The sequence below is a fragment of the Sorangium sp. KYC3313 genome, assembly GCF_052075895.1.
GTDB classification, from domain to species: domain Bacteria; phylum Myxococcota_A; class Polyangia; order Polyangiales; family Polyangiaceae; genus Sorangium; species Sorangium cellulosum_B.
The window spans coordinates 7568971-7594112 of record NZ_CP197255.1 but is presented as its reverse complement, the minus strand read 5'-3'; the positions used below and the strand labels follow the sequence as shown (position 1 = coordinate 7594112).

The window sequence follows — 25142 nt, the reverse complement described above, 5'->3', positions numbered from 1 at the left end:
GATACCACGACCGCGGGCGGGAACGTCATCGCCGGCACCACGAGAGCGACGGCGGCACCCAGCCGCCGAACGAGCGCTCCAGGTGCTCCGCCACGGCGATCGTCACATGATCGTTGCCGTGGATCGCCGCCACCTGGACGCCGAGCGGCAGCCCCTCGCCGTTGAGGCCCAGCGGCACCTGCGTCGCCGGCATCTCCATGACGTTGAGCACCGCGGTGTATGTCCACTGGAAGGGCGGCAGGAGCGGCGCGTAGTGCCGCGGCGCAGGGCTCGGGTAGGACGGGTAGAGCATCACGCCCTGCTCGCCGATGCGCGACACGAGCTCGGCGCGCAGCGCCTTGCCGAGCTCCAGGGCGCGCTCGACGCGCGCCGGCAGCAGCCCGCCGACGTCCTCCAGCAACGCGAGCCCCAGCGCGGGCAGCGTGTGCGGCGAGCGGCGGACCGACCAGCGGGCGAGCTCGCGCGGCAGGCTGACCGGGCGGCCATCACCGAGCAACGCCCGGAACGTGACGCCCCCGGACGTGCCCACCATCGCCGTCCAGATGTCGAGCGCCCGCGCGAGGAGGTCGACCTTCGCCTCGATCACCGTCGCCCCGCAGGCGGCGAGCGCCTCCGCCGCCCTCCGCTGCGCGGCCACGAGATCGGCGCTCACCCGGCGCACCCCGTCGTGCTCGACGGAGAGCACCGTCAGCGTGCCGAGATCGACCGAGGCCGGATCGCCGAGCGGCAGCGGCGCACAGCCCGGATCGCGCGCGTCCGGGCCGGCGAGGATGCGGAGCACCGGCATGAGATCCTCGGCGCGCCGCGCGATCGGCCCCGTCGTCATGAAGCGGAGCCCCCGCTCGCCCGGCAGCGGGAACTGGCCCGAGGTCGGCACGAGCCCGCCGGTCGGTTTGTGGCCGAAGACGCCGTTGAAGAACGCGGGCATGCGGATGGATCCGCCGATGTCCGAGCCGAGCCCGACCGGCGCGCCGCCCGCGCCGATCACCGCGGCCTCCCCGCCCGAGCTGCCGCCCGCGGTGCGCGCCGGGTCGTAGGGGTTGTTCGTCCGGCCGTAGAGCCGGTTGTTCGACTCCATCCACATGCAGAGCTCCGACACGTTGGTGACGCCGAGCGGGATGAAGCCGGCCGCGCGGAGGCGCGTGACCGTCACGGCGTCCTCCTCCGCGCGCACGCCGGCGCGGGCGACGAGCCCCGCGGAGTTCGGCATGCCCGCGACGGCGAAGCTCTCCTTGATGGAGCACGGGACGCCGAGGAACGGCGGCGCGCCCGCGGCCCCGCCCTGCTCGAGGAGGGCGTCGGCCGCGCGCGCCTCGGCGCGGGCGGCCTCGAACCGGTACGCCACCATCGCGTTGAGCGTCGGGTTCACGCGCTCGATGTGCCGGATATGGGCCTCCACGACCTCGGCCGACGTCACGGCGCGTTCGCGGATCAGCGCGGCGAGCCGGGTCGCGGAGAGCAGGAGCAGCGGATCTCGTGACAGCATGCGTGCGACCGAGGATCAGGCTCGGGACGACGACCCAGGTCAAGGGTCCGCCACCCCGGATCCGTCGATCGCCCCCCGCCCCATCCCGGGCGCGGGACGCGCGCGGCCCTCGCCGGGCGTCCTCCTACTCCTCCGCGGCCTGCCCCGCGCCCGCGGCCTGCCCCGCGCCCGCGGCTTGCCCCGCGCCCGCGGCCTGCCCCGCGCCCGCGCGCTGCACCGGCGCGGCGGCGACCGCGCGCGCCCGCGCTGGCTGCGGGAAGGCCCACCGCACCGCCCCGGTGACCAGCCAGTCGACCGCCCCCCGATCGTCGACCTGGACGCCGGGATCGACGTACACCTGCACCCGCTCGCTGAGCTCTGCGCCGACCTCCAGCACGCTCGTCGACACGACGCGGTGCACGCCGCGGTGATCGATCGTGAACGCCTGGTCCGGGCTCACCCAGAACCCGTGCGGCAGCTCGATGATCGCGAACTCCCTGATCGTCGACTTCTGGATGGCGTTCCGCCCCGGGTCGCCGCCGAAAGACACCGCGTGCTGCAGCTGGGCCCCGAGCCGCACGGGCCGCGCCACGCGGACGTACGCCTGGACGAGGGGCGCCACCTGGTTCTTTCCCGCGCCGAGCGCGCGCTTCGTCGCCGAGTCGAGGAGGAGATCCGTGCCCAGGACCAGCGCGAACCGCGGCGTGCCCACCACGCGGACGAGCGGCCGGATCAGGATGTCGCCGAGCCCCACGTCGCGCTGGCCCTCGATGTCGCCCGCGTACGCGAGCGGCAGGTCTGCGCGCAGCGAGAACGTCCTGGTGAAGGCGTAGTCCCCCCGGAGCACCGCTGCGTTGAAGAAGCCGTTCTTGCCGCTCGAGTAATCGTTCCGGAGCTCGAGGAACGTGCTGAAGTTGGCGGCCGCCCTCGGTTGCGTCCGGGGCGCTGCAGCGGCGGGCCGCTCCGGCGCGGCAGGCGGCCGCGCAGGCGGCGCGGGTGGAAGCGACGGCCGCGCGGGCTGTGCACCGGCGAGCGCCGTGGGATCGCCTGGCTGCGCTGGATCGGCGCGGGCCGCGGCGGCGCCGCTCAGCGCGAGGAGCCCGACCGTGCCGAGAGAGGCCACGCGGCGGCACTGCAGACCCCAGGGCGAGGCCGTTCGATCGGCAGGGCGCGCCTGCGCGACGCGATGCGCTTGCATGCCGGGTTCATGGGTGTGTCGCGCGATCTGGCGGCAGTCAGTTCAAGACAGCAGTCTGCACTTCGGGGGCGCACGAGCCGACGTCCGGTGTTTGCGCACCTCTCCCCCGGCACCCCGGCATCCTGGCCGCGCCTTCGCTTGCGCGCGCTCCACGCGACGCGCTCGGCGCGCCTCGCTCGACTCGCCCGGCGTCGCGCTCGAGCGACGCATCCGTGCACATCGAGCGCAGTGCATCGCCGTTCGAGCCACCGCAGACCGAGCTCCCGGACAGCACCGGTTCGTGCTGAACATCACGCGGTTCACGTGCGCGCGCTCGAACAAAAAACTGCACGAAATGCCGCAGAAACAAGCGATCTGTAAAGAAACAACTTGACGCGACGCAGCAGCTCTGTAGGGTAGAACCATCTACGCCATGCAGAAGTCGATGTGCACCGCCAGCGCCCACGCCTCCGGCGATGGGACCCTCGCTGAGAAGGTTGTGCACCACGCTTCGTTGGCGTCCTCGACGGCGCGTTCGTTCGTCGTCGTCGAAGGCGGCGTGTCCGTCGGGCTCCTAGCGGGCCTAGCCATTCCTGCGCTCATCAGCCTAGTTGACGTCGTCGGGCTGATTCGCGTCGGGAACGGTTGCGGGCCGCCGCTCTGAGCTGAGACAGCATGGAGATTGGCCCCCGCACCGAGATGGTCCGGGGGCTTTCGTTTTTTTCGGCCTGAGGGTTCACGGAGAGCAGCCGTCGTCGAAGGAGGATCAGGTGAGCAAGGAACATTCGAGGAAAAATCGGGAGGACGCCTCGACCGAGGCCGTCGGCCAGCGCATCGCGGAGCTCGCCGAGCTCGTCGCCGCGGGATGTGGGGGGCCCGTCGCGTCGAGCGCCGTGCGAGAGGAGTTCGAGGCGCTCGTCGACGAGATCCGCGCCCGAGCCAGCGGGGGCGCCGTCCGCGCGCCCCAGCGCTCCTCGACGCGCCTCGTGGGCGCGTACCCGCACGGCGACGCCGCGGAGGCATCGTTCGAGTTCCATGCCGACCCGCCCTCCGCGCGCTCCAGCGTGGACCAGCGCGCTGATCTGCGCGCCAAGCCGGCGGGCGCGCCGGGCAGCTCGCGCGTCGTGTCGCTCGACGACGCGCGCAGGGTGCTCGACGCGATCCGCCGCGAGGAGAGCAGCGGCGGCGGCCCTCGGGAGGATCTGCAGCGCGCGATCGCCTAGTTTGCTGAGCCTCTGAGAAACGGCGGAACCCCGCGGCCAAGGCGCCCCCACGGGCCCCACCTTCACCCGCGTGACTCGATGGAGTCGGGAATTATGAAACGAACCGGTGCACAGATTATCTGGGAAGTCCTCGTCCGCGAAGGCGTGGACGTGGTCTTTGGTTATCCGGGCGGCGCGATCATGCCCGCCTACGACACGATCCTCGGTTACCCGATCCGCCATGTGCTCGTCCGGCACGAGCAGGGCGCGGCGCACATGGCAGACGGGTACGCCCGCGCCTCGGGCAAGGTCGGCGTGTGCGTCGCCACCTCGGGGCCGGGCGCGACGAACCTCGTCACCGGGATCGCGACGGCGATGCTCGACTCCTCGCCGATCGTCTGTATCACCGGGCAGGTGTCCTCCAAGCTGCTCGGGACCGACGCGTTCCAGGAGACGGACATCACGGGCGTCACCCTGCCCATCACCAAGCACAACTACCTCGTGACCGACGTGGAGGACATCGCCCCCGCCCTCCGCGAGGCGTTCTACATCGCGCGCTCGGGCCGCCCGGGCCCCGTGCTCGTGGACATCACCAAGGACGCCCAGCAGGCGTCGATCGATTTCGAGCCGCCGAAGGGCGAGGTCCGCTTGCCCGGCTACCGCCCCTCGCAGCACGCCGTCCAGACGGACATCGAGAAGGCGATCGACCTCATCGACGAGGCCGAGCGGCCGCTCATCCTGGCCGGTCAGGGCATCGTCAGGGCCGAGGCGACGCGCGAGCTCCTCGCCTTCGTGGAGAAGACGGGGATCCCCGTCGCCTCCACGCTGCTCGGCCTCGGCGGCTTCCCGGCGAAGCACCCCCTCAGCCTCGGCATGATGGGGATGCACGGCGAGGCGTGGGTGAACAACGCCATCCAGGAGGCCGACCTCCTCATCGCGCTCGGGATGCGCTTCGACGACCGCGTGACCGGCAACCTCAAGACCTACGCCGTCAAGGCGAAGAAGATCCACGTCGAGATCGACCGGTCCGAGATCAACAAGAATGTCAAGGTCGATGTCGGCCTCATCGGCGACGTCCGGGACACGCTGCTGTCGCTCATCCCCGGGTGCAAGCAGCGCGACCGCGGCCCGTGGGTCGACCGCATCACCCTGCTGAAGGGCGACTCGGCGGTCCGTGACATTCAACAATTGCCGTACAACGAGAAATTGTACGCCGCGCACGTGTTGCACGACCTCTGGCGGCTCACCGACGGCAAGGCGCTTGTGGTAACCGACGTCGGCCAGCACCAGATGTGGGAAGCGCAGTACTACAAGCACGATTACCCGCGGAAGCTCATCACCTCCGGCGGGCTCGGGACGATGGGCTTCTCCCTGCCGGCGGCGATCGGCGCGCGCTTCGCGAAGCCGGAGGACGAGATCTGGGTGGTCGTGGGCGACGGCGGCTTCCAGATGACCGCGTGCGAGCTCTCGACCTGCGCGCAGGAGGGGCTCAAGGTTCACGTGGCCGTCATCAACAACGGCTACCTCGGCATGGTGCGGCAGTGGCAGGAGTTCTTCTACAACCGGCGCTACTCGGCGACCCCGATGCGCAGCCCGGATTTCGTGAAGCTCGCCGAGGCCCACGGGCTGACCGGCATCCGCGTCACGAAGCGCGAGGAGATCGCCGGGGCCGTGGAGCGCGCCCGCGCCACGCCGGGCACCGTGGTCGTCGACTTCCGCGTGGAGCAGGAGGATAGCGTCTATCCGATGGTCCCCGCCGGCGCCGACCTGAACGACATGATCCGGCGCCCGAGCCCCATCGTGGAGACCGGGGAGGACCCGTGAACGCGCCAGCAGACCCACGCGCCCCGGGCGCGCGCTCCAGCGTGAGCGTGCGCCCGTCGGACGGGCGGGGCGCGCCCGAGCGCGCCGCGGCCGGAGCCGGGCGCACCACAGACAAGAGGGACTTTCAAGAGGCATCCATGGATCGACCCATCCTGCGCACGTTCATCGCCTACGTCGAAGACCGCCCCGGCGTGCTCAACCGCGTCGCGTCCCTCTTCCGGCGGCGCGCCTACAACATCGAGTCGCTGAGCGTCGGGCGCACCCACATCGCCGGGATCTCGCGCCTGACCCTGGTCCTCGAGGCGGACGAGGACGGGGCGCGGCGCCTGGAGGCGAACCTCTACAAGCTGGTCAACACCCTCTGGGTCCGGGACGTCACCCACACCGCCTCCGTCGCGCGCGACCTCGCGCTCATCAAGGTGAAGGCGGACGCGACGAGCCGGGCGCAGGTGCTCCAGCTCTGCGAGGTGTTCCGCGCGCGCACCGTCGATGTCGCCCCCGAGGCGCTGACGATCGAGATCACCGGGACCGGCGACAAGATCGAGGGCCTGCTCGATGTGCTCCGTCCGTTCGGGATCATCGAGATGGTGCGGACAGGGATGATCGTGATGACCCGCGGCGCCGAGGAGGCCGAGGCCAGGTTCGACTCGATCCCCGTGCGCACGGCCGAGAACGGCGCCTCCTGACGGTATGACGGCGGTGTAGCGACGGTGTAAAGAGCGCGCGCGACACGTGAAGGACGTGAAGGACGGGAGCCCGCGAGGTGCGGGTCCCGGTTGCAAGGAGAGAGAGATGGCTAAGATTTTTTACGATAACGACGCGGATCTTTCGCTCATCCAGAGCAAGAAGGTCGCGATCGTGGGCTATGGCTCCCAGGGGCACGCGCACGCGCTGAACCTGCGCGACAGCGGCGTCACGGTGATCGTCGCCCTGCCCGAGGGCAGCAAGAGCCGGCCCAAGGCGCAGGCCGCGGGGCTGCAGGTGGCCACGGTGTCCGAGGCCGCGAAGGCCGCCGACGTCATCATGATCCTCGCCCCCGACACGTCGCAGGCGCGCATCTACAACGAGCAGATCGCGCCGCACCTCGGCCCGGGCAAGACGCTCATGTTCGCGCACGGGTTCAACATCCGCTTCAACACGATCACGCCCCCCCCGTCGGTCGACGTGTCGATGATCGCCCCGAAGGGCCCCGGCCACCGGGTGCGCGAGACGTTCGAGGCCGGCGGCGGCGTCCCGGCCCTCCTCGCCGTCCACCAGGACGCGAGCGGCAAGGCGGAGGCCCAGGCGCTCGCCTACGCGAAGGGCATCGGCGCCACGCGCGCCGGGGTGCTCCTCACGACGTTCGCGGAGGAGACCGAGACCGACCTCTTCGGCGAGCAGGCGGTGCTCTGCGGCGGCGCGAGCGAGCTCGTGAAGGCCGGCTTCGAGACGCTCGTCAACGCCGGCTACCAGCCGGAGATCGCGTACTTCGAGTGTCTGCACGAGCTCAAGCTCATCGTCGACCTCATGTACCGCGGCGGCCTCAACTACATGCGGTACTCGATCAGCGACACCGCCGAGCACGGCGACTACGTGTCGGGCCCGCGGGTCATCACCGACAAGACGCGCGAGGAGATGAAGCGCATCCTCGCCGAGATCCAGAGCGGCGAGTTCGCGCGCAAGTGGATCGCGGAGAACGAGGCGGGCCGGCCGAAGTTCGAGGCGACGCGGGCGAAGGAGCGGGAGCAGCGGCTCGAGATCGTGGGCGCCAACCTGCGCAAGATGATGCCGTTCATCGATCCCGTCACCATCAAGCCCGGCGACTGAGCCTCTCCACTCGTGGGAGGCGGCGGAGAACACCATGCCTGAGATGATTGCGAATCAAGCGATGCCCCCGTCCGATTACGTCCGCATCTTCGACACGACGCTGCGCGACGGCGAGCAGTCGCCGGGCGCGACGATGACATCGTCGGAGAAGCTCGAGATCGCGCTCGCGCTGGCGAAGCTCGGCGTCGACGTCATCGAGACGGGCTTCCCCGCCGCTTCCCCCGACGATCTGCTCGCCGTCCAGACGATCGCCGAGCGCGTGGGCGCGGCCGCGGTCCCCGGCCGCCCCGCCGCGACCCCGCCGATCATCTGCGCCCTCGCCCGCGCCACCAAGGTCGACATCGACAAGGCGTGGGAGGGCGTCGCCCGGGCCGCGCACCCCCGGATCCACACCTTCCTCGCCACGAGCGATATCCACCTCAAGCACAAGCTCCGGATGACCCGGGCGGAGGTGCTCGACCGCGTGCGGGCCATGGTCGCGTACGCGCGCGACCTGTGCGCCGACGTGGAGTTCAGCCCCGAGGACGCCGGCCGGAGCGAGCCGGAGTTCCTCTACCAGGTGCTCGAGGCCGCGATCGCCGCCGGGGCCACCACGCTCAACATCCCGGACACCGTCGGCTACACCATCCCGAGCGAGTTCGGCGCGCTCATCGCCGGGATCCGCCAGAACGTGCCGGGGATCGACCGCGCCATCGTCTCGGTCCACTGTCACAACGACCTCGGGCTCGCGACGGCCAACGCGCTGGAGGGCATCCGCGCGGGCGCGCGCCAGGCCGAGGTGACCATCAACGGCATCGGCGAGCGCGCCGGCAACACCGCGCTCGAGGAGATCGTCATGGCGCTCGCCACGCGCCGGGCCGTCTTCGGGCTGCGCACCGGGATCGACACGACCCAGATCGCCACCGTGAGCCGCCTCGTCAGCGCGGCCACGGGCTTCAACGTCCAGCCGAACAAGGCGATCGTCGGCGCCAACGCCTTCGCGCACGAGTCCGGCATCCACCAGGACGGGATGCTGAAGCACCAGGAGACGTACGAGATCATGCGGCCGGAGATGGTCGGGGTGACGCAGACCCGGCTCGTCCTCGGCAAGCACTCGGGCAGGCACGCGCTCCGCAACCGGCTGGAGGAGCTCGGCTACCACCTCGACGAGGCCCAGCTCGCGGCGGCGTTCGCCAGCTTCAAGGCGCTCGCCGACAAGAAGAAGCACGTCACCGATCCCGACATCGAGGCGATCGTCTCGACCACGCGGGCGCAGGCCGACGATCTCTACACGCTCGACGCGCTCCAGGTCGCCTGCGGGACCACGGGCATGCCCACCGCCACCGTCCGCCTCCGCGGGCCGGACGGGGCGCTGCACGTCCGCGCCGCGATCGGCACCGGGCCGGTGGACGCCGCCTACCGGGCGATCGACGAGATCGTCCGCGTGCCGAGCAGCCTCCTCGAGTTCTCGGTGCACGCGGTGACCGAGGGCATCGACGCGCTCGGCGAGGTGAGCGTCCGCGTCCGGGCGGACGCGACGTCGAGCAAGCGGCACCCGCAGCACGACGCCGCGGCGCGCGTCTTCCACGGCCACGGCGCTGACACCGACATCCTGGTGGCCAGCGCGAAGGCGTACCTCACCGCCCTGAACCGGCTCCTCGCGACCTACGGCGTCGAGCCCAAGGACGACGCGGCGGCGTCAGAGAGCAACCAGAGCGGCCACGGCGCCGCCGTCGATACAGCGAGGTAGGGCCGTGCGCCGAGCGCAGGAGGCCCCCCAGGGGGGCGACGAGCTCGGCGACCCGATCTCGCTGCACCAAGGAAGTCGAACCTTATGAATCCGCCTCATAACGGCGCGGAGCAGGGCGCCCGCCCCTCGGACCGCGTCGACGTCTACGACACAACGCTACGGGACGGCACCCAGCGCGAGGGCATCTCACTCGCGTGCGAGGACAAGCTGCACATCGCGCGCCACCTCGACGCGTTCGGCCTGACCTTCATCGAGGGCGGGTGGCCTGGCTCGAACCCGAAGGACGCGCAGTTCTTCGAGCGGGCGAAGGACATCGAGTGGAAGCACGCGAAGATCGCCGCGTTCGGCTCGACGCGACGGGCCTCGCTGGCCCCGGAGGACGACCCCGGGCTGCGCGCGCTCCTCGCCGCCGGGACGAGCGTCTGCACGATCTTCGGCAAGAGCTCGGTCCAGCACGTGACGGCGGTGCTGCGCACGACGCTCGACGAGAACCTCCGGATGATCGAGGAGACCATCGCCTTCCTGCGCGCGAACGGCCGCCGCGTGATCTACGACGCCGAGCACTTCTTCGACGGGTTCGCGCTCGACCGGTCGTACGCGACCGAGACGCTGCGCGCCGCCGTGCGCGGCGGGGCGGAGGTGGTCACGCTCTGCGACACGAACGGCGGCTCGATGCCCTGGCAGATCGAGGCGGTGGTGGCCGAGATGAAGGCGGCGCTGGGCCACCCGCTCGGCATCCACGCCCACAACGACGGCGAGTGCGCGGTCGCCAACTCGATCGCCGCCGTGCGCGGGGGCGCCCGCCACGTCCAGGGCACCATCAACGGCTACGGCGAGCGCTGCGGGAACGCGAACCTCTGCGCGATCATCCCGAACCTGGAGCTGAAGCTCGACCTCAGGGCGCTCCCGGACGGGGCGCTCCGCGGGCTCACCGAGCTCTCGCACTACGTCGCCGACGTGGCGAACCTCTCCCCCGACGATCACATGGCCTACGTCGGGCGGAGCGCCTTCGCGCACAAGGGCGGCGTGCACGTCGCGGCGATGCGGCGCGAGCCTGCGTCCTACCAGCACATCGATCCCGCGCTCGTCGGCAACGCGATGCGGACCGTGGTCAGCGAGCTGTCGGGCCGCGGCAACCTCCTCAGCAAGGCCGAGGAGTTCGGGCTCGAGGTGCCGACGGGCGCCGAGGTCGAGGTGCTGGAGCAGATCAAGGAGCGCGAGGCGCGAGGCTCGTCGTTCGAGGCGGCCGAGGCGTCCGTCGCGCTGCTGCTCCGCCGGAGCTCGCCGGGCTACAAGCCGCCGTTCCGGCTGCTCGACTTCAAGGTCATCGCGGGCCAGCGCGAGGGCGTCGGCACCTTCGCCGAGGCGATGATCAAGATCGCGGTCGACGACGAGGTGGTGATCACGGCGGCCGAGGGGTCCGGCCCCGTCAACGCGCTCGACGGCGCGCTCCGCAAGGCGCTCGCGCCCGTGTTCCCGGCCGTGCGTGACATCCAGCTCGTCGACTACAAGGTCCGTATCCTCGACGGGCGCGACGGCACCTCGGCGACGACGCGCGTGCTCATCAACAGCCGCGACGCGCATCGCCAGTGGAGCACCGTCGGCGCGTCGACGAACATCATCGATGCGTCCTGGCATGCGCTCGCGGACGGGATCGAGTATGGGCTCACGCTCGCAGCGAGAGAGCCACAGCAGTACACATCCACGTTGCCTGCCAGCGAGGTCGCATGAAGGCCAATATCGTTCTTTTGCCCGGCGACGGCATCGGCGTCGAAGTGGTCGCCGAAACCCGCGCCACCCTCGACGCTGTCGCCGCCCAGTTCGGCCACAGCTTCAGCTACTCGGAGCACCTCATCGGCGGTTGCGCCATCGACGCGACCGGCACGGCGCTGACGCAGGAGACGCTCGACGCGTGCCGCGCGGCGGATGCCGTCCTGCTCGGCGCCGTCGGCGGCCCCAAGTGGGACAACCCGAGCGCGAGCGTCCGCCCCGAGCAGGGGCTGCTCGCGCTGCGCCAGGGGCTCGGCCTGTACGCCAACCTGCGGCCGATCCGCCTGTTCCCGGAGCTCATCCAGGCCTCTCCCCTCAAGGCGGAGCGGCTCGCGGACGTCGACATCCTGGTCGTCCGTGAGCTGACGGGCGGGCTCTACTTCGGCAAGCCGCGCCTCCGCGAGGAGGTGAACGGGCGCCGGCGCGCGGTCGACACGCTCGAGTACACGGACGAGGAGATCCAGCGCGTCGTCGAGCTCGCGTTCCGCCTCGCGTCGTCGCGCAGGCGCCTCGTCACGTCCGTCGACAAGGCGAACGTCCTCGAGTCGTCGCGGCTCTGGCGCACGGTGGCGACCGAGGTCGCCGCCCGCCACCCGGAGATCCGCATCGAGCACCAGCTCGTCGACTCGTGCGCGATGCGGCTCATCACCTCGGCCGCGGCGTTCGACGTCATCGTCACCGAGAACATGTTCGGTGACATCCTGACCGACGAGGCCGCCGTGCTCGCCGGCTCGCTGGGGCTCTGCCCGAGCGCGTCGCTGGGCGATGGGACGCGCGGGGTCTACGAGCCGATCCATGGCTCGGCGCCCGACATCGCCGGCAAGGGGCTCGCCAACCCGATCGGGACGATCCTGAGCGCCGCGATGCTGCTCCGGCACTCGCTGCGGCTCGACAAGGAGGCGGCCGTGCTCGAGCGCGCGGTGGCGCAGGCCATCGCCGGCGGCGCACGGACGGCGGACCTCGGCGGCAAGCTGTCGACCCAGGGGATGGGCGAGGCGGTCCGCGCGAAGCTCGCGGGCTGAGCGCTCCCTCCAGGCGGCCTCGGGCGAGCCCCTCACCGGGGCTCGCCGCGCGCAGTCGACGTCACGATCGCGCTCTTCTCGCCCCCTTCCCTGCACGGCCATCGACGCGTCGACACAAGGCCCCTTCGCGGGCCGCTCCTACGCGTTGCTCCCAGGCTATCCAGTCCACCGCTTTCCTCGCGCGAATCCATCGCGCTTCGCCCCCGGCCATCGACCAGGACGGGACAGCATGTGTCGTGGACGGGTCCGATGATGGCCCTGACGAACTCCTGTGTGAACCGCGGGAGCATGTGCTCCGGAGACGCAATCGCGCGGATCTCCTCCAGCACCCTTCACGCTGGAGATCCTGGCGAACGACACGGTCGCGCGAGCCTTCATGGAGCATCCTTCGCCGCGCGACGGTCGCTCGCGGCCGACGCCTGGGTGCTCCGCGCCATCCGGATCATCTCCGTTGATCGAGCTGTTTGCATTCCAGGACGCCGATCACGTTGATCGAGCGAGAGACGAGCCGCCAACGCGCCAAGAACAAAACACAATCTTGGCGTCCTTGGCGCGCTTGACGGCTCAAATTCCTGCTCTTTTCTGGGGTTTCAACCCGTTTGTCGCTCTAGGCACCACGGCCGAAGCCTCATAAGGACAGGCCTTCCCGCGCCCGGTCCTCGCCAGCATCGCAGTCCGGCGCCCTGGATCTGCGGAGAGCGCGCGCAGCCGCCGGAGCACGTGGGAGGCCGGCGAGCGCCGCGCAGCCGCGGCTTGCGCTCTCCCGGGCGGCCGCGGCTCGCTCCCTCCCGGAAGGAGCGCGTGACGCTTCCCTCGCGACGCGCACGGCCTCGCAGAAAGCGTCCATGGTGTCTCATGTGTCCTTGCTGCGGCAATCGACATCACCTCCCGAACACCACACATGATCGTGCGGCGGGGGATCTCAGGTCCCCGCGTGTCAGAGCTCGTCGCCATGACGGGCGATGACTCCATTCGACATGGATTGATGTGCACAGGAGAACGGGAACATGAGCCAATTGACGAAGTTCGCATCGCTCATCGCCCTCTCGACGGCCCTCTCCGCGGCCGGTTGCATGGCCGAGGCGACGACGTCGGACGCGCCCACCGACGATGTGATGAGTGAGACCGACGAGGCGAAGCAGGCGTTCCAGGCCGAAGAGGCGGATTCCGCTGATCAGGAGTCGAGCGCGAATCCGGCGATGGACGAGAGAGCCACGGACCCCAGCGCAGCAAGCGCCAGCGCGCCGGCCCCCGGCGCGCCCGATGTCGGCGCCGCGGACCCCAGCTCGGCGATCCCGACTGGCGAGGAGGGCGTCGGCGAGAAGCCCGATGCGGCGCGCTGGTGGGGCGGCGGCTGGGGCTTCCGGCCCTGGGGCTGGGGCGGCGGCTGGGGCTTCCGGCCCTGGGGCTGGGGCGGCGGCTGGGGCTTCCGGCCCTGGGGCTGGGGCGGCGGCTGGGGCTTCCGGCCCTGGGGCTGGGGCGGCGGCTGGGGCGGCGGCTGCGGCTGGGGCGGCTGGGGCGGCGGCTGCGGCTGGTAGGACGCCGCGCCAGCACGGTTCGCTCGAGAAGGCCCTGCTGACGCCCGCTCCGCGCCCTGGGTGCGGCGCCGCCGCGGCTCGGTCCTCGCCACGGCAGGACGCCGGCAAGGGGTCATGAGCGGACGATGAAGCGACGGGCCCCTGACGGTCGAGGCTCCCTCACGCGGCCGCGGAGGGGCCTCGACCGCCACCGCGGTGCCCCCGGATCGCCCGCACGGGTCGGCGAGCGGTCCCTGGGTACCCGGGCTCAGGCGTCGGCCTCGACGAGGCTCGGGACGCGGCTTACGAGGAAGCGGATCCTCATGTAACACCGCCACGTGACCCCCATGCAGGTGAGACAGGAGGCCGCGCGGCGCGGCGCGACGGTGCGCTGGCTCTATCGAGCGGAGGCCGTCCGCGTCGAGCCCCCGCGCGCCGCGGTGGGGCGCTCGGGCGGCGCTTCCGGGCGGCCGAGCTTCTCCGCGCGCTCGGTCACCCAGAAGCGCTCCGCGTCGGCCGCGGTCCAGGCGGACTCGTCGAGCAGCGGGAGGAGCGCATCGAACAGCGCCCGCGCGCTCTGGAAACGGTGACGCGGGTCCTTGGCGAGGCACCGCAGGACGAGGCGGTCGACCGCGCGAGGGACGGTCTGGCCGCGCCGCACCGACGGCGCGAAAGGCGCCTTCGTCATGTGGGCGACGAAGAGCTGCCCCGACGACGAGCCCTCGAACGGCAGCTCCCCGGTGAGCAGGAAGTAGAGCGTGCCCCCGAGCGAGTAGATGTCGCTGCGCGCATCCGCCCGATCGCCACGACACACCTCCGGTGCCATGTAGGCGGGCGTCCCGCAGAGCATCCCGCTGTTCGTGAGCTCGGCGTCGGGGCCGCCCTCGACCATCCGCGCGACGCCGAAGTCGAGCAGCTTGAGGAAGTCGTGATCGTCGCCAACGCGGGTGACGAAGAGGTTCTGCGGCTTGATGTCCCGGTGGATGATCCCGGCCTCGTGCGCCTCGATGAGCGAGCGGCAGGCCTGCAGGGCGAAGCGCAGGGCGCGCGCCACGGGCATGGGGCCGTAGCTGCGCACGATCGCGGCGAGATCGGCCCCGCGCAGGTGCTCCATGGCGATGTAGTAGATGCCGTCGTCGCTCGCTCCGAAGTCGAAGATCCGGATGGTGTGCGGATCGCTGAGCTTGCTCGCCGCGTGCGCCTCTTGCTCGAAGCGCTTCGGCACCGCCGGGTCCGGCGCGTCCCGCGTCCGGAGGAGCTTGAGGGCGACGTCGCGGTGGAGCGTCTCGTCCCACGCGAGCCAGACCTCGCTCATCCCCCCTTTGCCGATCGGCGCCTCGAGCCGGTACCGGCCCAGCTTGCGCGCCTGATAGACCTGCTGCTGCGCGGCCCACACGACGTGGCTCGACAGCGCCCCGATCACCCCCGAGGCAGGGACGAAGATGTAATGGCTCGCGGCCGTGAGCAGCGTCGTCGGATCGAGCCACGCCGCCTGGATGGACGGGGAGAAGATCGCGGCGATGCCCATCGTCGCCGGGAAGGCGAGGAACATCGGCGCGGAGGCGAGGAGGGCCTTGCTGAACGGCGCGGGCACGAGCGCCGTGCGGAGCAGCACGACGATGGAGAGCCCGTGCATGTACGCGCTCGTCAGGCCGCCGAAATCGAGCGCCATCAGCGAGATGAAGATCGCGGCGGTGAGAAACGCGGCCTCGTACCCGAGGAGCACGACGCGCCCCGAGAGCGTCGGGCGCCCCGAGAGCCGGTACACGGCGAGGGAGAGCGCCTGCTCGACGACGCGCAGGACGATGCAGCGCCACACCGGCGCCGCGGGGTACAGCACGGTCGCCATGAACACGTCGACAAGCGTGAACGCCGGCCATATCCAGAGCGCGACGCGGAAAGCGCGGCGGACCGCGCGACGGACGCTCTCCGCGTCGTGGACGCCCGGAGCGCTGCGCCGCGTGCCGAGCGGGCGAGTCTCGCGCTCTCTGAGCGTGCGCGCCGCGGCCGAGCGCTCAGCGCGGAGAGCCTCTCGGAGCAGCGCACGCTTCATGGCAATCTCGAGGGTCGCCAGAGCCACGCCGAACGTCAAGCGAGCGTTGTTGGCTTCTCGTGCGGCAGGTTTCCTCGGCCACGATGCCGGGCTGCGCTGCCCGCCGTCTCCCACCCCGGATGTCGTACCAACATGACCGTTCGCCACCCCACATGCCGTGTTCGTCCGCCGTGTACACACATGCCCGTGAGGTCATGAATCCTGTCAGCGCCTCGGGGGAGCGGCGTGGCGGGACGCCGAGGCGCGGCGAGGTGACCGGGGCGGCTGGGGGCTCGGGTCTCGCTCGTCGCCTTGGCCGCCGGCCCGCGGCGCCGGTCAGGCGCCGGGCGCCGCTCGCGCCTCGGCGCCGCGGGCTCGAGCTCAGCGGGCCCTCACGCCTCGGGCCACGGCGGTCGCCCTGGTCAACCGGCCGGATCCATGCTTGAAAGCTCGCCACTGTGCCGCTCTCGCCCGAAAGCTTTCGCCGGCTGTTCGCAAGCCGCCCCGTCGTCCTCGCGCCCATGGAGGACGTGACGGACGCCGTGTTCCGCCGCATCGGCCGGGAGCTCGGCGCCGAGCTGTGCGTGACGGAGTTCGTCAACGTCGAGGGGCTGCTGCGCGGGTGCAAGACCGCGCGGCGCAAGCTCGCCCTGGCCGACGGCGATCAGCCGACGGCGATCCAGATCTACGGCGCCAACCCGGAGCGCCTCGCCGAGGCCGCGCGCGTCTCCGAGCAGGCCGGACCGGCGTTCCTGGACATCAACTGCGGCTGCTGGGTGCCGAAGATCGCCGGACGAGGCGCGGGCGCGGGCTGGCTCCGCGATCCGGAGGCGATGGTGGCGATGGCCCGGCTCGTGACGCGCTCGGTCGCGCTCCCGGTCACGGTGAAGACGCGCATCGGCTGGGGGCCGGAGTCCCATATGCCGATCGTCGACCTCGCGCGCCGCCTCGAGGACGCCGGCGTCGCCGCGCTCACGATCCACTGCCGCACGGCCCAGATGGGGCACAGCGGCGCGGCCGACTGGGGCTGGGCCGCCCGGGCGCGCGAGGCCGTGTCCATCCCTGTCGTGGTGAACGGCGACATCAAGACCGCTGACGACGCGGCCCGCGCCCTCCGCGAGACGGGGTGCGCCGGCGTGATGGTCGGCCGCGCCGCCATCGACCACCCCTGGATCTTCCGCGAGGCCCGGGCCCTCCTCGACGATGGCGTGCACCTCCCGCCGCCGACGGCCGAGGAGCGGCTCGCCCTGTGCCGCGCGCACCTCATCGCGAACACCGAGGCGCGCGGCGAGCCGCACGGCGTGCGCGTGACCCGGCGCCACCTGACCGGCTATCTCCGCGGCCTCCCCGGGGCGTCGGCCCTCCGGCGCGAGCTGCTCTTCTGCGACAGCCTGTCGGGGTGCCTCGACATCCTCGACAGCGCCGCGCAGCGGCTCGCGGCCTGAGGCGCGGCAGCCTGAGGCGCGGCAGGCCGGCGGCGGCGGCGCCTACATGCCCACGGGCGTCGCGTCGTCGACCGGGGCGGGCTCGCCGTTCTGCCGCTCGGCGCCCGGCGGCGCGCCCATGGGATCGTGCGGCAGGCTCCCGCGGTGCGAGCGGAGCAGCACGTGGGGCGTCGCCAGGAGAAAGTTGGAGACGCGGGACGTGTAGATGTCCGCCGAGCGCTCGATCTGCCGGGCCAGGTGGCTCTTGTCGTTGCCCGTGCGGAGGAGCAGCCCCCACCTCGGGTTCAACGTCTCGGCCGACGCCTTCGCGAGCGGCGCGATCCGCGCGTCGAGCGCCGCCAGGCTCGCCTTGAGCTCGTTCATCTTCGCCTGGATCTCGCCCTCCGTCGCCCCGGCGACCGGCCCGTAGCCGGCGCGCATCCGCTGGAGCTCCAGGCGCAGCCTGGCATAGACGCGCTCCGCGTCCTCCTTCTCCCGCATCCAGAGATCGAGGCGCGCCTCGGCCCCGCGCGCCTCCTCGATCGCGAGGATCTCGTCCTCGAGCTCCCGGATGATGAGCGCCGTCCGCCACCGCAAGGCGCTCTTCGACACATGCACATCCCCATAGATGTGATCGCCGATGTAGAGGATCTCGTCGCCGGACAGCCCCAGGTGGTGCTCGACGAGCCCCGCGTTGCCGCCCAGGTAGTGCCCGCCCACGCGCAACCGGCCGGCCGGGCGCAGGAGGCCGTCCTCCGTGACCACCTCGAAGAGCGGGCTGCGGCTCGAGAAGAACTCCGGCTTCCGCGCGGAGACGATGACCACGTCGAACAGATCGCGCCACGTCATGCCGCCCGGCAGGAAGCGGTCGAACGCGTAGCTCATCATCGCGCGCGTGTAGACCCACTCCGAGTTCGTGATCAGGACGAGCTTCTTGCCCGCCTCCCGCTGGTCGAGCAGCGTGAGCGGGATCTCCGGATCGAGCGGCACGAACCGGTCCGGATCCCCGATGATCTCGGCCTTCAGCTGCCCCTCCATGTGCGTCGCGTCGAGGCGATCCTTCACGCGGCGATAGAGGTCGCTGTAGCCGAGCACCTCGGGCAGCCGGCGCTGATCGAGCAGATCGACCAGCTTCGCGTACATGCACCCCTCCGACAGAGAGAAGAGCGTGTTCAGGAAGACGTAGCGCCCGTCCGCGAGGTCGACGATCGTCCGCGCGTAGGTCGCGCGCTGGGTCTCGAAGTCGATCGGCTTCGTCCCATGGAAGGCCCGCTTCACGTAGCCGAACCGATTCACCTTGAGCAGGTTGCCGAGCTCGGTGTCCAGGATGAGCCCTCGGATCACGAGGTCCGGCTCGAACGTCAGGTCCCCGACCGGCCAGCCCTCGCTCTCCAGACGATGCCGGAGGTGCTCATAGGCCCGACGCTCCCACGCCTCCACCCGGTAGTGGATCAGCGTGTAATCCATGTCGTATCCGATCGCCTTGATCGAACGGAGATTCAGCGTCCGGTTGCAGAAAATCCCCCGCTGTTTGGGCGGCGGGGCGGCGAGGCAATCCAGCTTGTCCATGGTGATCGCCCGGAGAGCGGTCGTGAGGCATACCAGGGACCCACGGCGTTGCCCACCCGGACAATCACCGTCACCCCGCCGTCAGGAGGGCGTGTTCGGCGTGTCGACGTCGTCGCGATCGTCGTGGACGCGCTCGCGCGGCCTCAGCGGCGCCTGAGCCGGCTCTTCGCGCTCTGCCGCCGATCGACGCTCGTCGCGGGCCGAGCGGACCGCCCGTTCGTCGGCGCTCGACGGGAGTCGCCGCGATCGTCCGCCTCCCACCCGTCGTCTTCCTCGTCCTCGTCGTCCTCGTCGTCGAACAGGTCGTCGTCGTCCTCGTCGTCGTCGTCCTCGTCGCGCGCCTCGGCCCGGCGCACCTCGAGCCCGAGCATCGTGAGCGCCTGCTCGAGCGTCAGCGCCGTCTTCACGGCCTCGAGCTCGACCCCCATGGCCTGGAGCGTCATCGCTATCTCGGGGCTCAGCCCGGACAGGATGGTCGGTGTGCCCATGAGCCGCGCGGCGGAGGCCAGGTTCGAGAGCACCGCGCACAGGTGGCTATCCATGATCCAGACGGCCGTGAGATCGATGACCAGCCCCTTCGCGCCGCTCTCGTGGATGGCCCGAAGCACCTCGGTGTTCAGCTGCTCCGCGAGGTCATCGGTCACGTCCCCCTGGATGGGCACCAGGATCCGGTCCCACAGGTTGATGATGGGAAGGCGCTTGAGCTCCATGGTCATCCTAAGGTTCGATGTCGGCGATCAAGACCGTTGAGTCATCGTGCGAGCGCCGGTGTCGGCTCATGAGGGCGCGGCAGGCATCCGCGGCCTTCATTCCACGAAACAGCGATAGATCGAAGCGAGGGGAGACCCCGTCGGTGAACACGACGAGCCGGTCGCCCCGCGCGAGCTGCGCATCGAAGATCCGGACCTTGCTGAGCGATGCGCCGAGGATGCCCGGGCTCTGGAGCCACTGCACGCGCGTGCCGTGCGACATCAGCTCGACGTTGCCGATGCCGCAGCCCTGGAGCCGCCCCTCCCGGAAGCGACAGATCATGCCGGCGGCGCCGCGGGTGCCGCGGAGCCGCACGTGGAGGCGATCGACGAGGGCGCGGACGTCCTCGCCGCTCGGCGCGTCGGCGAGCACCTTGAGCGCGACGTTCGCCGCGGCCGCCGCGTGCTCCCCGTGGCCGAGGGCGTCGATGACCGCGAAGACGACGCCGTCTTCCCCTGCCCGCACGAACGCGGCGTCGCCGCTCACGAGCTCTCCGTCCTTGGGGAGGATCGAGTACTCCACGGAGAGCTTCACAGGTGGACCTCGATCTCCACCCGCGTGCCCTTCGGCCCCGAGTCGATATGAAAGCGATCGGCCAGCCGCTTGACCCCGATGATGCCGCGCCCCATACCGGTCTTGCTCTTGTAGCGCCCGGCGAGGATCTCCTGCAGGTTCTGGATGCCTGCGCCCTCGTCCACGGCGACGATGAGGAAGCGGACCGGGCTGTCGCGCTGCACCGCGAGCTCGATCGTCCCGCCAGGGGTATAATGGACGATGTTTCGCGCGAGCTCGCTGACGATGGTCGCGACCTTGTGCGACGTGAAGCTCTTTGCGCCGGCCGCATCGCAAACGGCCTTCGCGCTCAAGCGCGCCTCGCTGATGTCGGCCTCCACGTGGATGACCATGACCTTCGAGCGCCGCGAAGGTCGATCGCCGCCAATCGCCGAAATTTCCGACCTGAGCCGACCGAGCCGCATCGGATCCACATAGAGGCGGGCTCGGCGCTCGATGCTCGGAAGGATGTCGGGGAGGTCGTCGAGCGAGAACGCCTCGGGCTGGATCTCCGCCTCCCGCATGGCCCGGAGCAGGACTCCCTCTGCGTTCATCGCCGAGAGATAGCCGAGCAGGACGTTGAGAATCTGTTCGTGCGCGGGAGTCATCCGGAAAGCGCCTGGACCGGCAGGGTACCGGGGCCCCGGGTCCGCGTCGAGTCCGCGGCGATGGCATCGCCGGGTTCGCCAGCCGTGAGGCCGAAACCGCCGAGTTCCTGAAGGGCAGCGCCAGCAGGGCCCGCTCGGTCCATCGCCCGCATCACGCAGGGCGTCGCCCGGCCCGTGCCCGCTCTGACCGGACGGACGGCGGCCGGCGCCAACCAATGCTCGGCCGGCTCCAAGCAACGCTCATGCCTGGCTGACCGGCCCACCGAGGTCGCTCAGGCCGGGTAGTACGAGGCCTGGCCTTGACGCAGCTCCTCGGTGATCTTGTTCTCCGCAAGGAGCTTCTTGAGTGGCTCCTGGAGCTCCGCCGCAGGGGTCCCCATCGCCAACGCAAGGTCGTCGATCCCTTGCCCAGGCTCGATCTCCACATGGGCGAGCAGCGCCTCGGCGATCTCGTCCCCGGAGCTCCCGGACGACAGGCTCGCGGGGTTCACCGGGCTCGCCGGAGCGGGCTGTTCGGCGGCTTTCACGGGGGCCGCGACGGCGGGCGCCGGGGCGCGCGCGGCGCGCGACTTCGGCGCAGCGACGGCCGGACGCGCGCCACCTCCGCGCGTCCGCGGCGCGGCGGCCTTCTTGCGCGGCGCAGCGCGCTTCGGCTTCTTGGGCGACGGGGCGCTGCGGGGGGGAGGCGCGGCCGGGCGGCTCGGCGCCGGAGCGCGCTCGCCCTTCCGGACCGGCTTGGCGGGAGTCGCGGCCGGCCCGGTCGATAGCCCAGCGCTGATGTCGACTTGCAGGTACCGCGCGGCGGTCCGGAGAACGTCCTTACGGACCAGCGCTCTCATGCCCTCCAGGAACTCGGCCACGGAAGCACGAATCTCATTCTCGATCTCGACATCGGATATCACGCAGCCGCCGTCTCATGAATCCCTCGGAATGTCAACGTCTTCCACGCACAGTGGCCCGCGCAGGCCGGAGAAACCAGGTGTTCCTGCGCCGGTCGGCGCTCGCGACCGGGCGCCGGATCCCTGGCTGGGGCCGCGCGCGTCCGGTGTGAATTTGCCGTTTTATCAAATGAAATGCTGGCAAGATCTGAAACGCATCGAGAGATCATGTCGGGACCCTCCGTCCGCGCGCATGGGCCTCGCGCTCGGGTAGAGGTCGACTCGCCGCTCACGGCCGCGCCAGGGTGGCGGCCCTGTGGGTGAGCTCAAGCAGCCTTGACGGCGCGGAGCGACGCGCGGCGCAACGGGCGGAGCTGCGACGCCGCAAAGGCCGCGCCGAGGGCGAGCCCGCGGAGCGTCAGCCGCATGCGGAGGACGTCGAGATACCCCTCGCGGTGCAGGGCGGTGATCGCCCGGCGAACGTCGGTCCGACGCACCTGAAGGGCCGTGGTCAAGGTGTCGAGGGTCACCGTCTTGCCCTCGCTCTGGAGGGCAACCAGCGTCCGGAGAAGATACGGAGCGAGGTCCTTGTTGGTCATGGCGCACACCGTAGCCACCGCCTGAACGGCCGTACAGTTTGTGGCGACGTTTTTCTCCGAGTCGCCTGCGAAGAGCGCTGGAGACGCCCCGAAGGCGGCCGTCGTCTATGGTAGGTCCTCCCCGTGCCCGCCGACGCCTCACCTCCTCAAGCCGTGATCCTCGCCGGCGGACTCGGCACCCGGATGCACCCCCGGACGGAGCGCACTCCGAAATTCCTGCTGCCCGTGGCCGGGCGGCCGTTCGGGGCGTGGCTCCTCGAGCGGCTCGCCGCAGCGGGCTTTGGTGACGTGGTCGTCTGCGTGGGTCACCTCGGCGACGCCGTTCGACGGGCGATGGGCGACCGGTTCGCGGGCCTGCCTCTCCATTATGCCGACGACGGCCCCGATCTCCTGGGCACGGCCGGTGCGCTGCGCCGCGCGCTGCCCCAGCTGGCTCCTGTGTTCCTCATGACCTACGGCGACTCCTACCTCCCCTTCGACTACCTGGCCCCGCTCCGGGACCTCTGCGCACACCCCGGCGCGCTCGGCACGATGGCCGTGTACCGGAACGAGGGTCGGTTCGATGCGTCGAACGCCGCGGTCTCGGGCGACCTGGTGGTGCGTTACGAGAAGCGGCGCGCGGGCGCGCCGCCCGATCCTGCGCTCGACCACATCGATTATGGCGCGACCGCGCTCCGCCGCGAGGTCGTCGAGGCGCTGCCAGCCGGCGCGCCGCTCGGCTTCGAGGTGGTGCAGCGCGACCTCGCCGCGCGCGGCCTCCTCCGGGCCTGCGCGGTCGCGGCGCGCTTCCACGAGATCGGCTCGGAGCAGGGCCTCCGCGATCTCGAGGCCGCCCTCACGACCGCGGCCGCGACGGAGGAGCAGGGATGATCGTCTCTCGCGCCCCGGTCCGCTTCTCCCTCGGCGGCGGCGGGACCGATCTGCCCGCGTACTCCGGCCGCTTCGGCGGCTACCTCGTGTCGGCCGCCATCGACAAGTACATCTACGTGACGGCCAACAAGCGCTTCCACCGGGACATCCGCCTCGCGTACTCCAAGACCGAGATCGTCCCCTCGGTCGACGCGATCGAGCACCCGATCTTCCGGGAAGCGCTCCGGATGCTGGGAATCGAGCACTCGATCGAGCTCACGAGCGTCGCGGATCTCCCGGCGAACTCGGGCCTCGGCTCGTCGAGCTCGTTCACGGTCGCCCTCCTCAACGCCCTGCACACGTACAAGCGCGACTTCGTGTCGTCCGAGCAGCTCGCTCGCGAGGCCTGCTCCATCGAGATCGAGCGCCTCGGAGAGCCGATCGGCAAGCAGGACCAGTACATCGCCGCTTACGGCAACGTCACGGCGTTCACGTTCTCTCCGGACGGCTCGGTGCACGTCGAGCCCGTCCCGGTCCGCGACGAGGTGCTGGACGAGCTCGAGAGCAACCTGCTCATCGTGTGGAGCGGCGTCGAGAGGCCCGCCAGGATCGTGCTCTCGGAGCAGGGCCGGCGGCTGCAAGACCTGGAGCCCGCGGTGGTCGAGCGGATGCACCGCATCAAGGAGATCGGCCGCGACGTGCACCGCATCCTCGTCACGGGCAGGCTCGACGACTACGGCGAGCTCCTCCACGCCCACTGGACCCAGAAGCGTAAGCTCGCGTCCAAGATGACCGACGAGGTCCTCGACGAGATCTACGAGATCGCGCGACGCGCGGGGGCGCTCGGCGGCAAGCTGATGGGGGCCGGCGGCGGAGGCTTCTTCATGTTCTACGTCCGGCCGGCGGAGCGGCGCCGGGTGCTGGAGGCGCTCGCCGCGAAGGGCCTGCGCGTCCTGCGCTTCCGCTTCGATCTCGACGGCGCGCGCATCGTCGCGAACCTGCACCGATCGTGAGCGGGCGCGCCGGCGCCCCCCTCCTGCTGGGCATTTCTGCGGGACTCTGGCTATAGATCGGCCATATGCCTCAGAGCACGCACGACTTCGTCGAAAAGTACCTCCGCGAGACGTCCGAGATCGCCCTCGCGACGAGCCCCGACGACATGGCTCGCGTCATCGAGATCCTCTTCGATGCGTACCGGAGCGATCGCACCATCTTCACGTGCGGCAACGGCGGCTCGGCGGCCAACGCGAGCCACCTCGCCTGCGACATCGCCAAGTTCACGTGGGTCGACGGCAAGCGGCGCTTCAAGTGCACCTCGCTCTGCGACAACGCGGCGCTCCTCAGCGCCCTCACCAACGACGTCGGCTTCAACCGGATCTTCCTGGAGCAGCTCGACGGCCGCATGGTCGCGGGCGACGTGCTCGTGTGCCTGAGCGTGCACGGCGGCTCGGGCGCCGATCGCGCCGGCCCATGGTCGCAGAACCTCGTCGCCGCCGCGGATTTCGCGAAGAAGACGGGCGCCAAGGTGGTCGCGCTCGTCGGCTACGACGGCGGCGCCCTGCGCCAGATGGCCGACGCCAGCGTGATCGTGCCGAGGACGCGGGCGGGCTACACGTCGACGCCGCACGTGGAGGGCTTCCACGAGGTCTACCACCACCTCATCTGCGAGCGGCTCCTCCAGCTCGTGGCCGAGAGCTGAGCGCCGCGTGGCGAGGCGCGGGATCCTGCTCGACCGCGACGGCACGCTCATCGACGTGGTGCGCGATCACGAGCTCGGCGTCGTCGTGACGGCGTTTCATCCGGATCAGATCCGCCTCCTCCCCGGCGCGATCGAGGGCCTGCGGCGCCTCGCGGGCGCGGGGTTCCTGCTGGCGATCGCGACCAACCAGCCGGGCGCGGCGAAGGGCCAGGTCCCGTGGGGGGCGATCGAGCGCACGAACCGCGCGCTCGTCGATCGGCTCCGCGAGGCCGGCGTCGCGATCGCGGCGCTCGCGGTGTGCCCGCACCACCCCGAGGGCGGGCCGGGCGGCGATCCGGCGCTCATCGGCCCGTGCGACTGCAGGAAGCCGCAGCCGGGCATGCTGACGGCGCTCGCGCGCGACCTCGATCTCGACGTCGCGGCGAGCTGGATGATCGGCGACGCGCCCAGCGACGTGGCGGCCGCGCGCGCGGCGGGCATGCGGGCGGGCCTCGTCATGGATGGACGCCGCTGCGAGCTGTGCCCGCTCCGCGGCGAGGCCGATCTCCCCTGCCCCGATCGCGCGGCGCCGCGCCTCGATCTCCTCGCCGCCGAGATCCTCGCCGAGCCGCGCGGCTAGCGGACTCTGGCGCGCCACGCCGTGCCGCGCCGCCCGATGGCCCGCGCGCGG

At 71.1% G+C, this 25142-nt stretch carries 23 protein-coding genes; 14 read left to right on the top strand and 9 right to left on the bottom strand.

Features of this window, described 5'->3' with window-relative positions:
• Positions 1-25: 25 nt before the first annotated feature.
• Together ACSRUE_RS29300 and ACSRUE_RS29295 are read right to left on the bottom strand one after the other, a co-directional pair.
• Complete coding sequence (locus ACSRUE_RS29300; RefSeq protein WP_441286455.1) at positions 26-1486, bottom strand: amidase; 1461 nt, start codon at positions 1484-1486, stop codon at positions 26-28.
• Positions 1487-1610: 124 nt separating this feature from the next.
• Complete coding sequence (locus tag ACSRUE_RS29295) at positions 1611-2663, bottom strand: hypothetical protein (RefSeq protein WP_441286454.1); 1053 nt, start codon at positions 2661-2663, stop codon at positions 1611-1613.
• Between the two features lie 412 nt (positions 2664-3075).
• Here ACSRUE_RS29295 and ACSRUE_RS29290 point away from each other — a divergent pair, with 412 nt between their 5' ends.
• The 9 genes from ACSRUE_RS29290 to ACSRUE_RS29250 all read left to right on the top strand — a co-directional run bounded on the left by ACSRUE_RS29290 (position 3076) and on the right by ACSRUE_RS29250 (position 13533).
• Positions 3076-3306, top strand: coding sequence for a hypothetical protein (locus ACSRUE_RS29290; RefSeq protein ID WP_044965255.1), 231 nt, complete (start codon positions 3076-3078; stop codon positions 3304-3306).
• 106 nt (positions 3307-3412) lie between these two features.
• On the top strand, positions 3413-3865 hold the full coding sequence (locus ACSRUE_RS29285) for a hypothetical protein (protein WP_441286453.1): 453 nt from the start codon (positions 3413-3415) through the stop codon (positions 3863-3865).
• Positions 3866-3958: 93 nt separating this feature from the next.
• Positions 3959-5668, top strand: coding sequence for a biosynthetic-type acetolactate synthase large subunit (gene ilvB / locus ACSRUE_RS29280; RefSeq protein WP_437767528.1), 1710 nt, complete (start codon positions 3959-3961; stop codon positions 5666-5668).
• A 137-nt stretch (positions 5669-5805) separates the two neighbouring features.
• A complete protein-coding gene (gene ilvN, locus ACSRUE_RS29275; protein ID WP_437300770.1) occupies positions 5806-6354 on the top strand; it encodes an acetolactate synthase small subunit in 549 nt (182 codons plus the stop codon).
• A gap of 106 nt (positions 6355-6460) precedes the next feature.
• Positions 6461-7474, top strand: coding sequence for a ketol-acid reductoisomerase (gene ilvC, locus ACSRUE_RS29270; protein WP_012236362.1), 1014 nt, complete (start codon positions 6461-6463; stop codon positions 7472-7474).
• 34 nt (positions 7475-7508) lie between these two features.
• The gene (locus tag ACSRUE_RS29265; RefSeq protein WP_437767527.1) at positions 7509-9203 is read left to right on the top strand and encodes a 2-isopropylmalate synthase; all 1695 of its coding nucleotides are present in this window, start codon (positions 7509-7511) and stop codon (positions 9201-9203) included.
• Positions 9204-9287: 84 nt separating this feature from the next.
• A complete protein-coding gene (gene cimA / locus ACSRUE_RS29260; RefSeq protein WP_441286452.1) occupies positions 9288-10934 on the top strand; it encodes a citramalate synthase in 1647 nt (548 codons plus the stop codon).
• A complete protein-coding gene (leuB, locus tag ACSRUE_RS29255) occupies positions 10931-11995 on the top strand; it encodes a 3-isopropylmalate dehydrogenase (protein WP_437300774.1) in 1065 nt (354 codons plus the stop codon). The genes cimA and leuB overlap by 4 nt, the downstream gene beginning before the upstream one ends.
• A gap of 1007 nt (positions 11996-13002) precedes the next feature.
• Positions 13003-13533, top strand: coding sequence for a hypothetical protein (locus tag ACSRUE_RS29250; protein WP_441286451.1), 531 nt, complete (start codon positions 13003-13005; stop codon positions 13531-13533).
• Between the two features lie 376 nt (positions 13534-13909).
• On the opposite strand, the gene ACSRUE_RS29245 is transcribed toward ACSRUE_RS29250, so the two are convergent.
• Complete coding sequence (locus tag ACSRUE_RS29245) at positions 13910-15565, bottom strand: serine/threonine-protein kinase (protein ID WP_441286450.1); 1656 nt, start codon at positions 15563-15565, stop codon at positions 13910-13912.
• Between the two features lie 500 nt (positions 15566-16065).
• Here ACSRUE_RS29245 and ACSRUE_RS29240 point away from each other — a divergent pair, with 500 nt between their 5' ends.
• Positions 16066-16989, top strand: coding sequence for a tRNA dihydrouridine synthase (locus tag ACSRUE_RS29240; protein ID WP_441286449.1), 924 nt, complete (start codon positions 16066-16068; stop codon positions 16987-16989).
• Between the two features lie 42 nt (positions 16990-17031).
• Here the strand turns inward: ACSRUE_RS29240 and ACSRUE_RS29235 are convergent, their stop codons facing one another.
• The 6 genes from ACSRUE_RS29235 to ACSRUE_RS29210 all read right to left on the bottom strand — a co-directional run bounded on the left by ACSRUE_RS29235 (position 17032) and on the right by ACSRUE_RS29210 (position 21924).
• Positions 17032-18537, bottom strand: coding sequence for an HAD-IG family 5'-nucleotidase (locus ACSRUE_RS29235; RefSeq protein WP_441286448.1), 1506 nt, complete (start codon positions 18535-18537; stop codon positions 17032-17034).
• Between the two features lie 143 nt (positions 18538-18680).
• Positions 18681-19247: an STAS domain-containing protein gene (locus tag ACSRUE_RS29230; protein WP_441286447.1), complete on the bottom strand. Its 567-nt coding sequence runs from the start codon at positions 19245-19247 to the stop codon at positions 18681-18683.
• 7 nt (positions 19248-19254) lie between these two features.
• The gene (locus ACSRUE_RS29225; protein WP_437767520.1) at positions 19255-19821 is read right to left on the bottom strand and encodes a SpoIIE family protein phosphatase; all 567 of its coding nucleotides are present in this window, start codon (positions 19819-19821) and stop codon (positions 19255-19257) included.
• Entirely contained in the window at positions 19818-20447 is a 630-nt protein-coding gene (locus tag ACSRUE_RS29220; RefSeq protein ID WP_441286446.1) for an ATP-binding protein, read from the bottom strand. Before ACSRUE_RS29220 ends, ACSRUE_RS29225 begins: the two co-directional genes overlap by 4 nt.
• 272 nt (positions 20448-20719) lie before the next feature.
• A complete protein-coding gene (locus ACSRUE_RS29215) occupies positions 20720-21307 on the bottom strand; it encodes a hypothetical protein (protein WP_441286445.1) in 588 nt (195 codons plus the stop codon).
• A 344-nt stretch (positions 21308-21651) separates the two neighbouring features.
• Positions 21652-21924 (bottom strand): hypothetical protein, encoded by a 273-nt coding sequence (locus tag ACSRUE_RS29210; protein WP_437767517.1) that lies wholly within the window; start codon positions 21922-21924, stop codon positions 21652-21654.
• A gap of 123 nt (positions 21925-22047) precedes the next feature.
• Here ACSRUE_RS29210 and ACSRUE_RS29205 point away from each other — a divergent pair, with 123 nt between their 5' ends.
• From ACSRUE_RS29205 to ACSRUE_RS29190, 4 genes are all read left to right on the top strand, one after another.
• Positions 22048-22794, top strand: a complete 747-nt coding sequence (locus ACSRUE_RS29205) for a nucleotidyltransferase family protein (RefSeq protein ID WP_441286444.1) — start codon at positions 22048-22050, stop codon at positions 22792-22794.
• Complete coding sequence (locus tag ACSRUE_RS29200) at positions 22791-23786, top strand: GHMP family kinase ATP-binding protein (RefSeq protein WP_437767515.1); 996 nt, start codon at positions 22791-22793, stop codon at positions 23784-23786. The genes ACSRUE_RS29205 and ACSRUE_RS29200 overlap by 4 nt, the downstream gene beginning before the upstream one ends.
• A gap of 65 nt (positions 23787-23851) precedes the next feature.
• Complete coding sequence (locus ACSRUE_RS29195) at positions 23852-24472, top strand: D-sedoheptulose-7-phosphate isomerase (RefSeq protein WP_437767514.1); 621 nt, start codon at positions 23852-23854, stop codon at positions 24470-24472.
• Positions 24473-24479: 7 nt separating this feature from the next.
• On the top strand, positions 24480-25091 hold the full coding sequence (locus ACSRUE_RS29190) for a D-glycero-alpha-D-manno-heptose-1,7-bisphosphate 7-phosphatase (RefSeq protein WP_441286443.1): 612 nt from the start codon (positions 24480-24482) through the stop codon (positions 25089-25091).
• Positions 25092-25142: the final 51 nt, after the last annotated feature.

Excerpts from the sequence above, each read along its gene's own strand:
- ACSRUE_RS29250 (WP_441286451.1), top strand. The coding sequence starts at position 13,003 with ATGAGCCAATTGACGAAGTTCGCATCGCTCATCGCCCTCTCGACGGCC.
- ilvB (WP_437767528.1), top strand. The coding sequence starts at position 3,959 with ATGAAACGAACCGGTGCACAGATTATCTGGGAAGTCCTCGTCCGCGAA.
- ACSRUE_RS29235 (WP_441286448.1), bottom strand. The coding sequence starts at position 18,537 with ATGGACAAGCTGGATTGCCTCGCCGCCCCGCCGCCCAAACAGCGGGGG.
- ACSRUE_RS29295 (WP_441286454.1), bottom strand. The coding sequence starts at position 2,663 with ATGCAAGCGCATCGCGTCGCGCAGGCGCGCCCTGCCGATCGAACGGCC.
- ACSRUE_RS29290 (WP_044965255.1), top strand. The coding sequence starts at position 3,076 with ATGCAGAAGTCGATGTGCACCGCCAGCGCCCACGCCTCCGGCGATGGG.
- ACSRUE_RS29245 (WP_441286450.1), bottom strand. The coding sequence starts at position 15,565 with ATGAAGCGTGCGCTGCTCCGAGAGGCTCTCCGCGCTGAGCGCTCGGCC.
- ACSRUE_RS29265 (WP_437767527.1), top strand. The coding sequence starts at position 7,509 with ATGCCTGAGATGATTGCGAATCAAGCGATGCCCCCGTCCGATTACGTC.
- ACSRUE_RS29240 (WP_441286449.1), top strand. The coding sequence starts at position 16,066 with ATGGAGGACGTGACGGACGCCGTGTTCCGCCGCATCGGCCGGGAGCTC.
- ACSRUE_RS29210 (WP_437767517.1), bottom strand. The coding sequence starts at position 21,924 with ATGACCAACAAGGACCTCGCTCCGTATCTTCTCCGGACGCTGGTTGCC.
- ilvN (WP_437300770.1), top strand. The coding sequence starts at position 5,806 with ATGGATCGACCCATCCTGCGCACGTTCATCGCCTACGTCGAAGACCGC.
- ACSRUE_RS29230 (WP_441286447.1), bottom strand. The coding sequence starts at position 19,247 with ATGGAGCTCAAGCGCCTTCCCATCATCAACCTGTGGGACCGGATCCTG.
- leuB (WP_437300774.1), top strand. The coding sequence starts at position 10,931 with ATGAAGGCCAATATCGTTCTTTTGCCCGGCGACGGCATCGGCGTCGAA.
- ACSRUE_RS29220 (WP_441286446.1), bottom strand. The coding sequence starts at position 20,447 with ATGACTCCCGCGCACGAACAGATTCTCAACGTCCTGCTCGGCTATCTC.
- ACSRUE_RS29195 (WP_437767514.1), top strand. The coding sequence starts at position 23,852 with ATGCCTCAGAGCACGCACGACTTCGTCGAAAAGTACCTCCGCGAGACG.
- ACSRUE_RS29300 (WP_441286455.1), bottom strand. The coding sequence starts at position 1,486 with ATGCTGTCACGAGATCCGCTGCTCCTGCTCTCCGCGACCCGGCTCGCC.
- ilvC (WP_012236362.1), top strand. The coding sequence starts at position 6,461 with ATGGCTAAGATTTTTTACGATAACGACGCGGATCTTTCGCTCATCCAG.
- cimA (WP_441286452.1), top strand. The coding sequence starts at position 9,288 with ATGAATCCGCCTCATAACGGCGCGGAGCAGGGCGCCCGCCCCTCGGAC.
- ACSRUE_RS29200 (WP_437767515.1), top strand. The coding sequence starts at position 22,791 with ATGATCGTCTCTCGCGCCCCGGTCCGCTTCTCCCTCGGCGGCGGCGGG.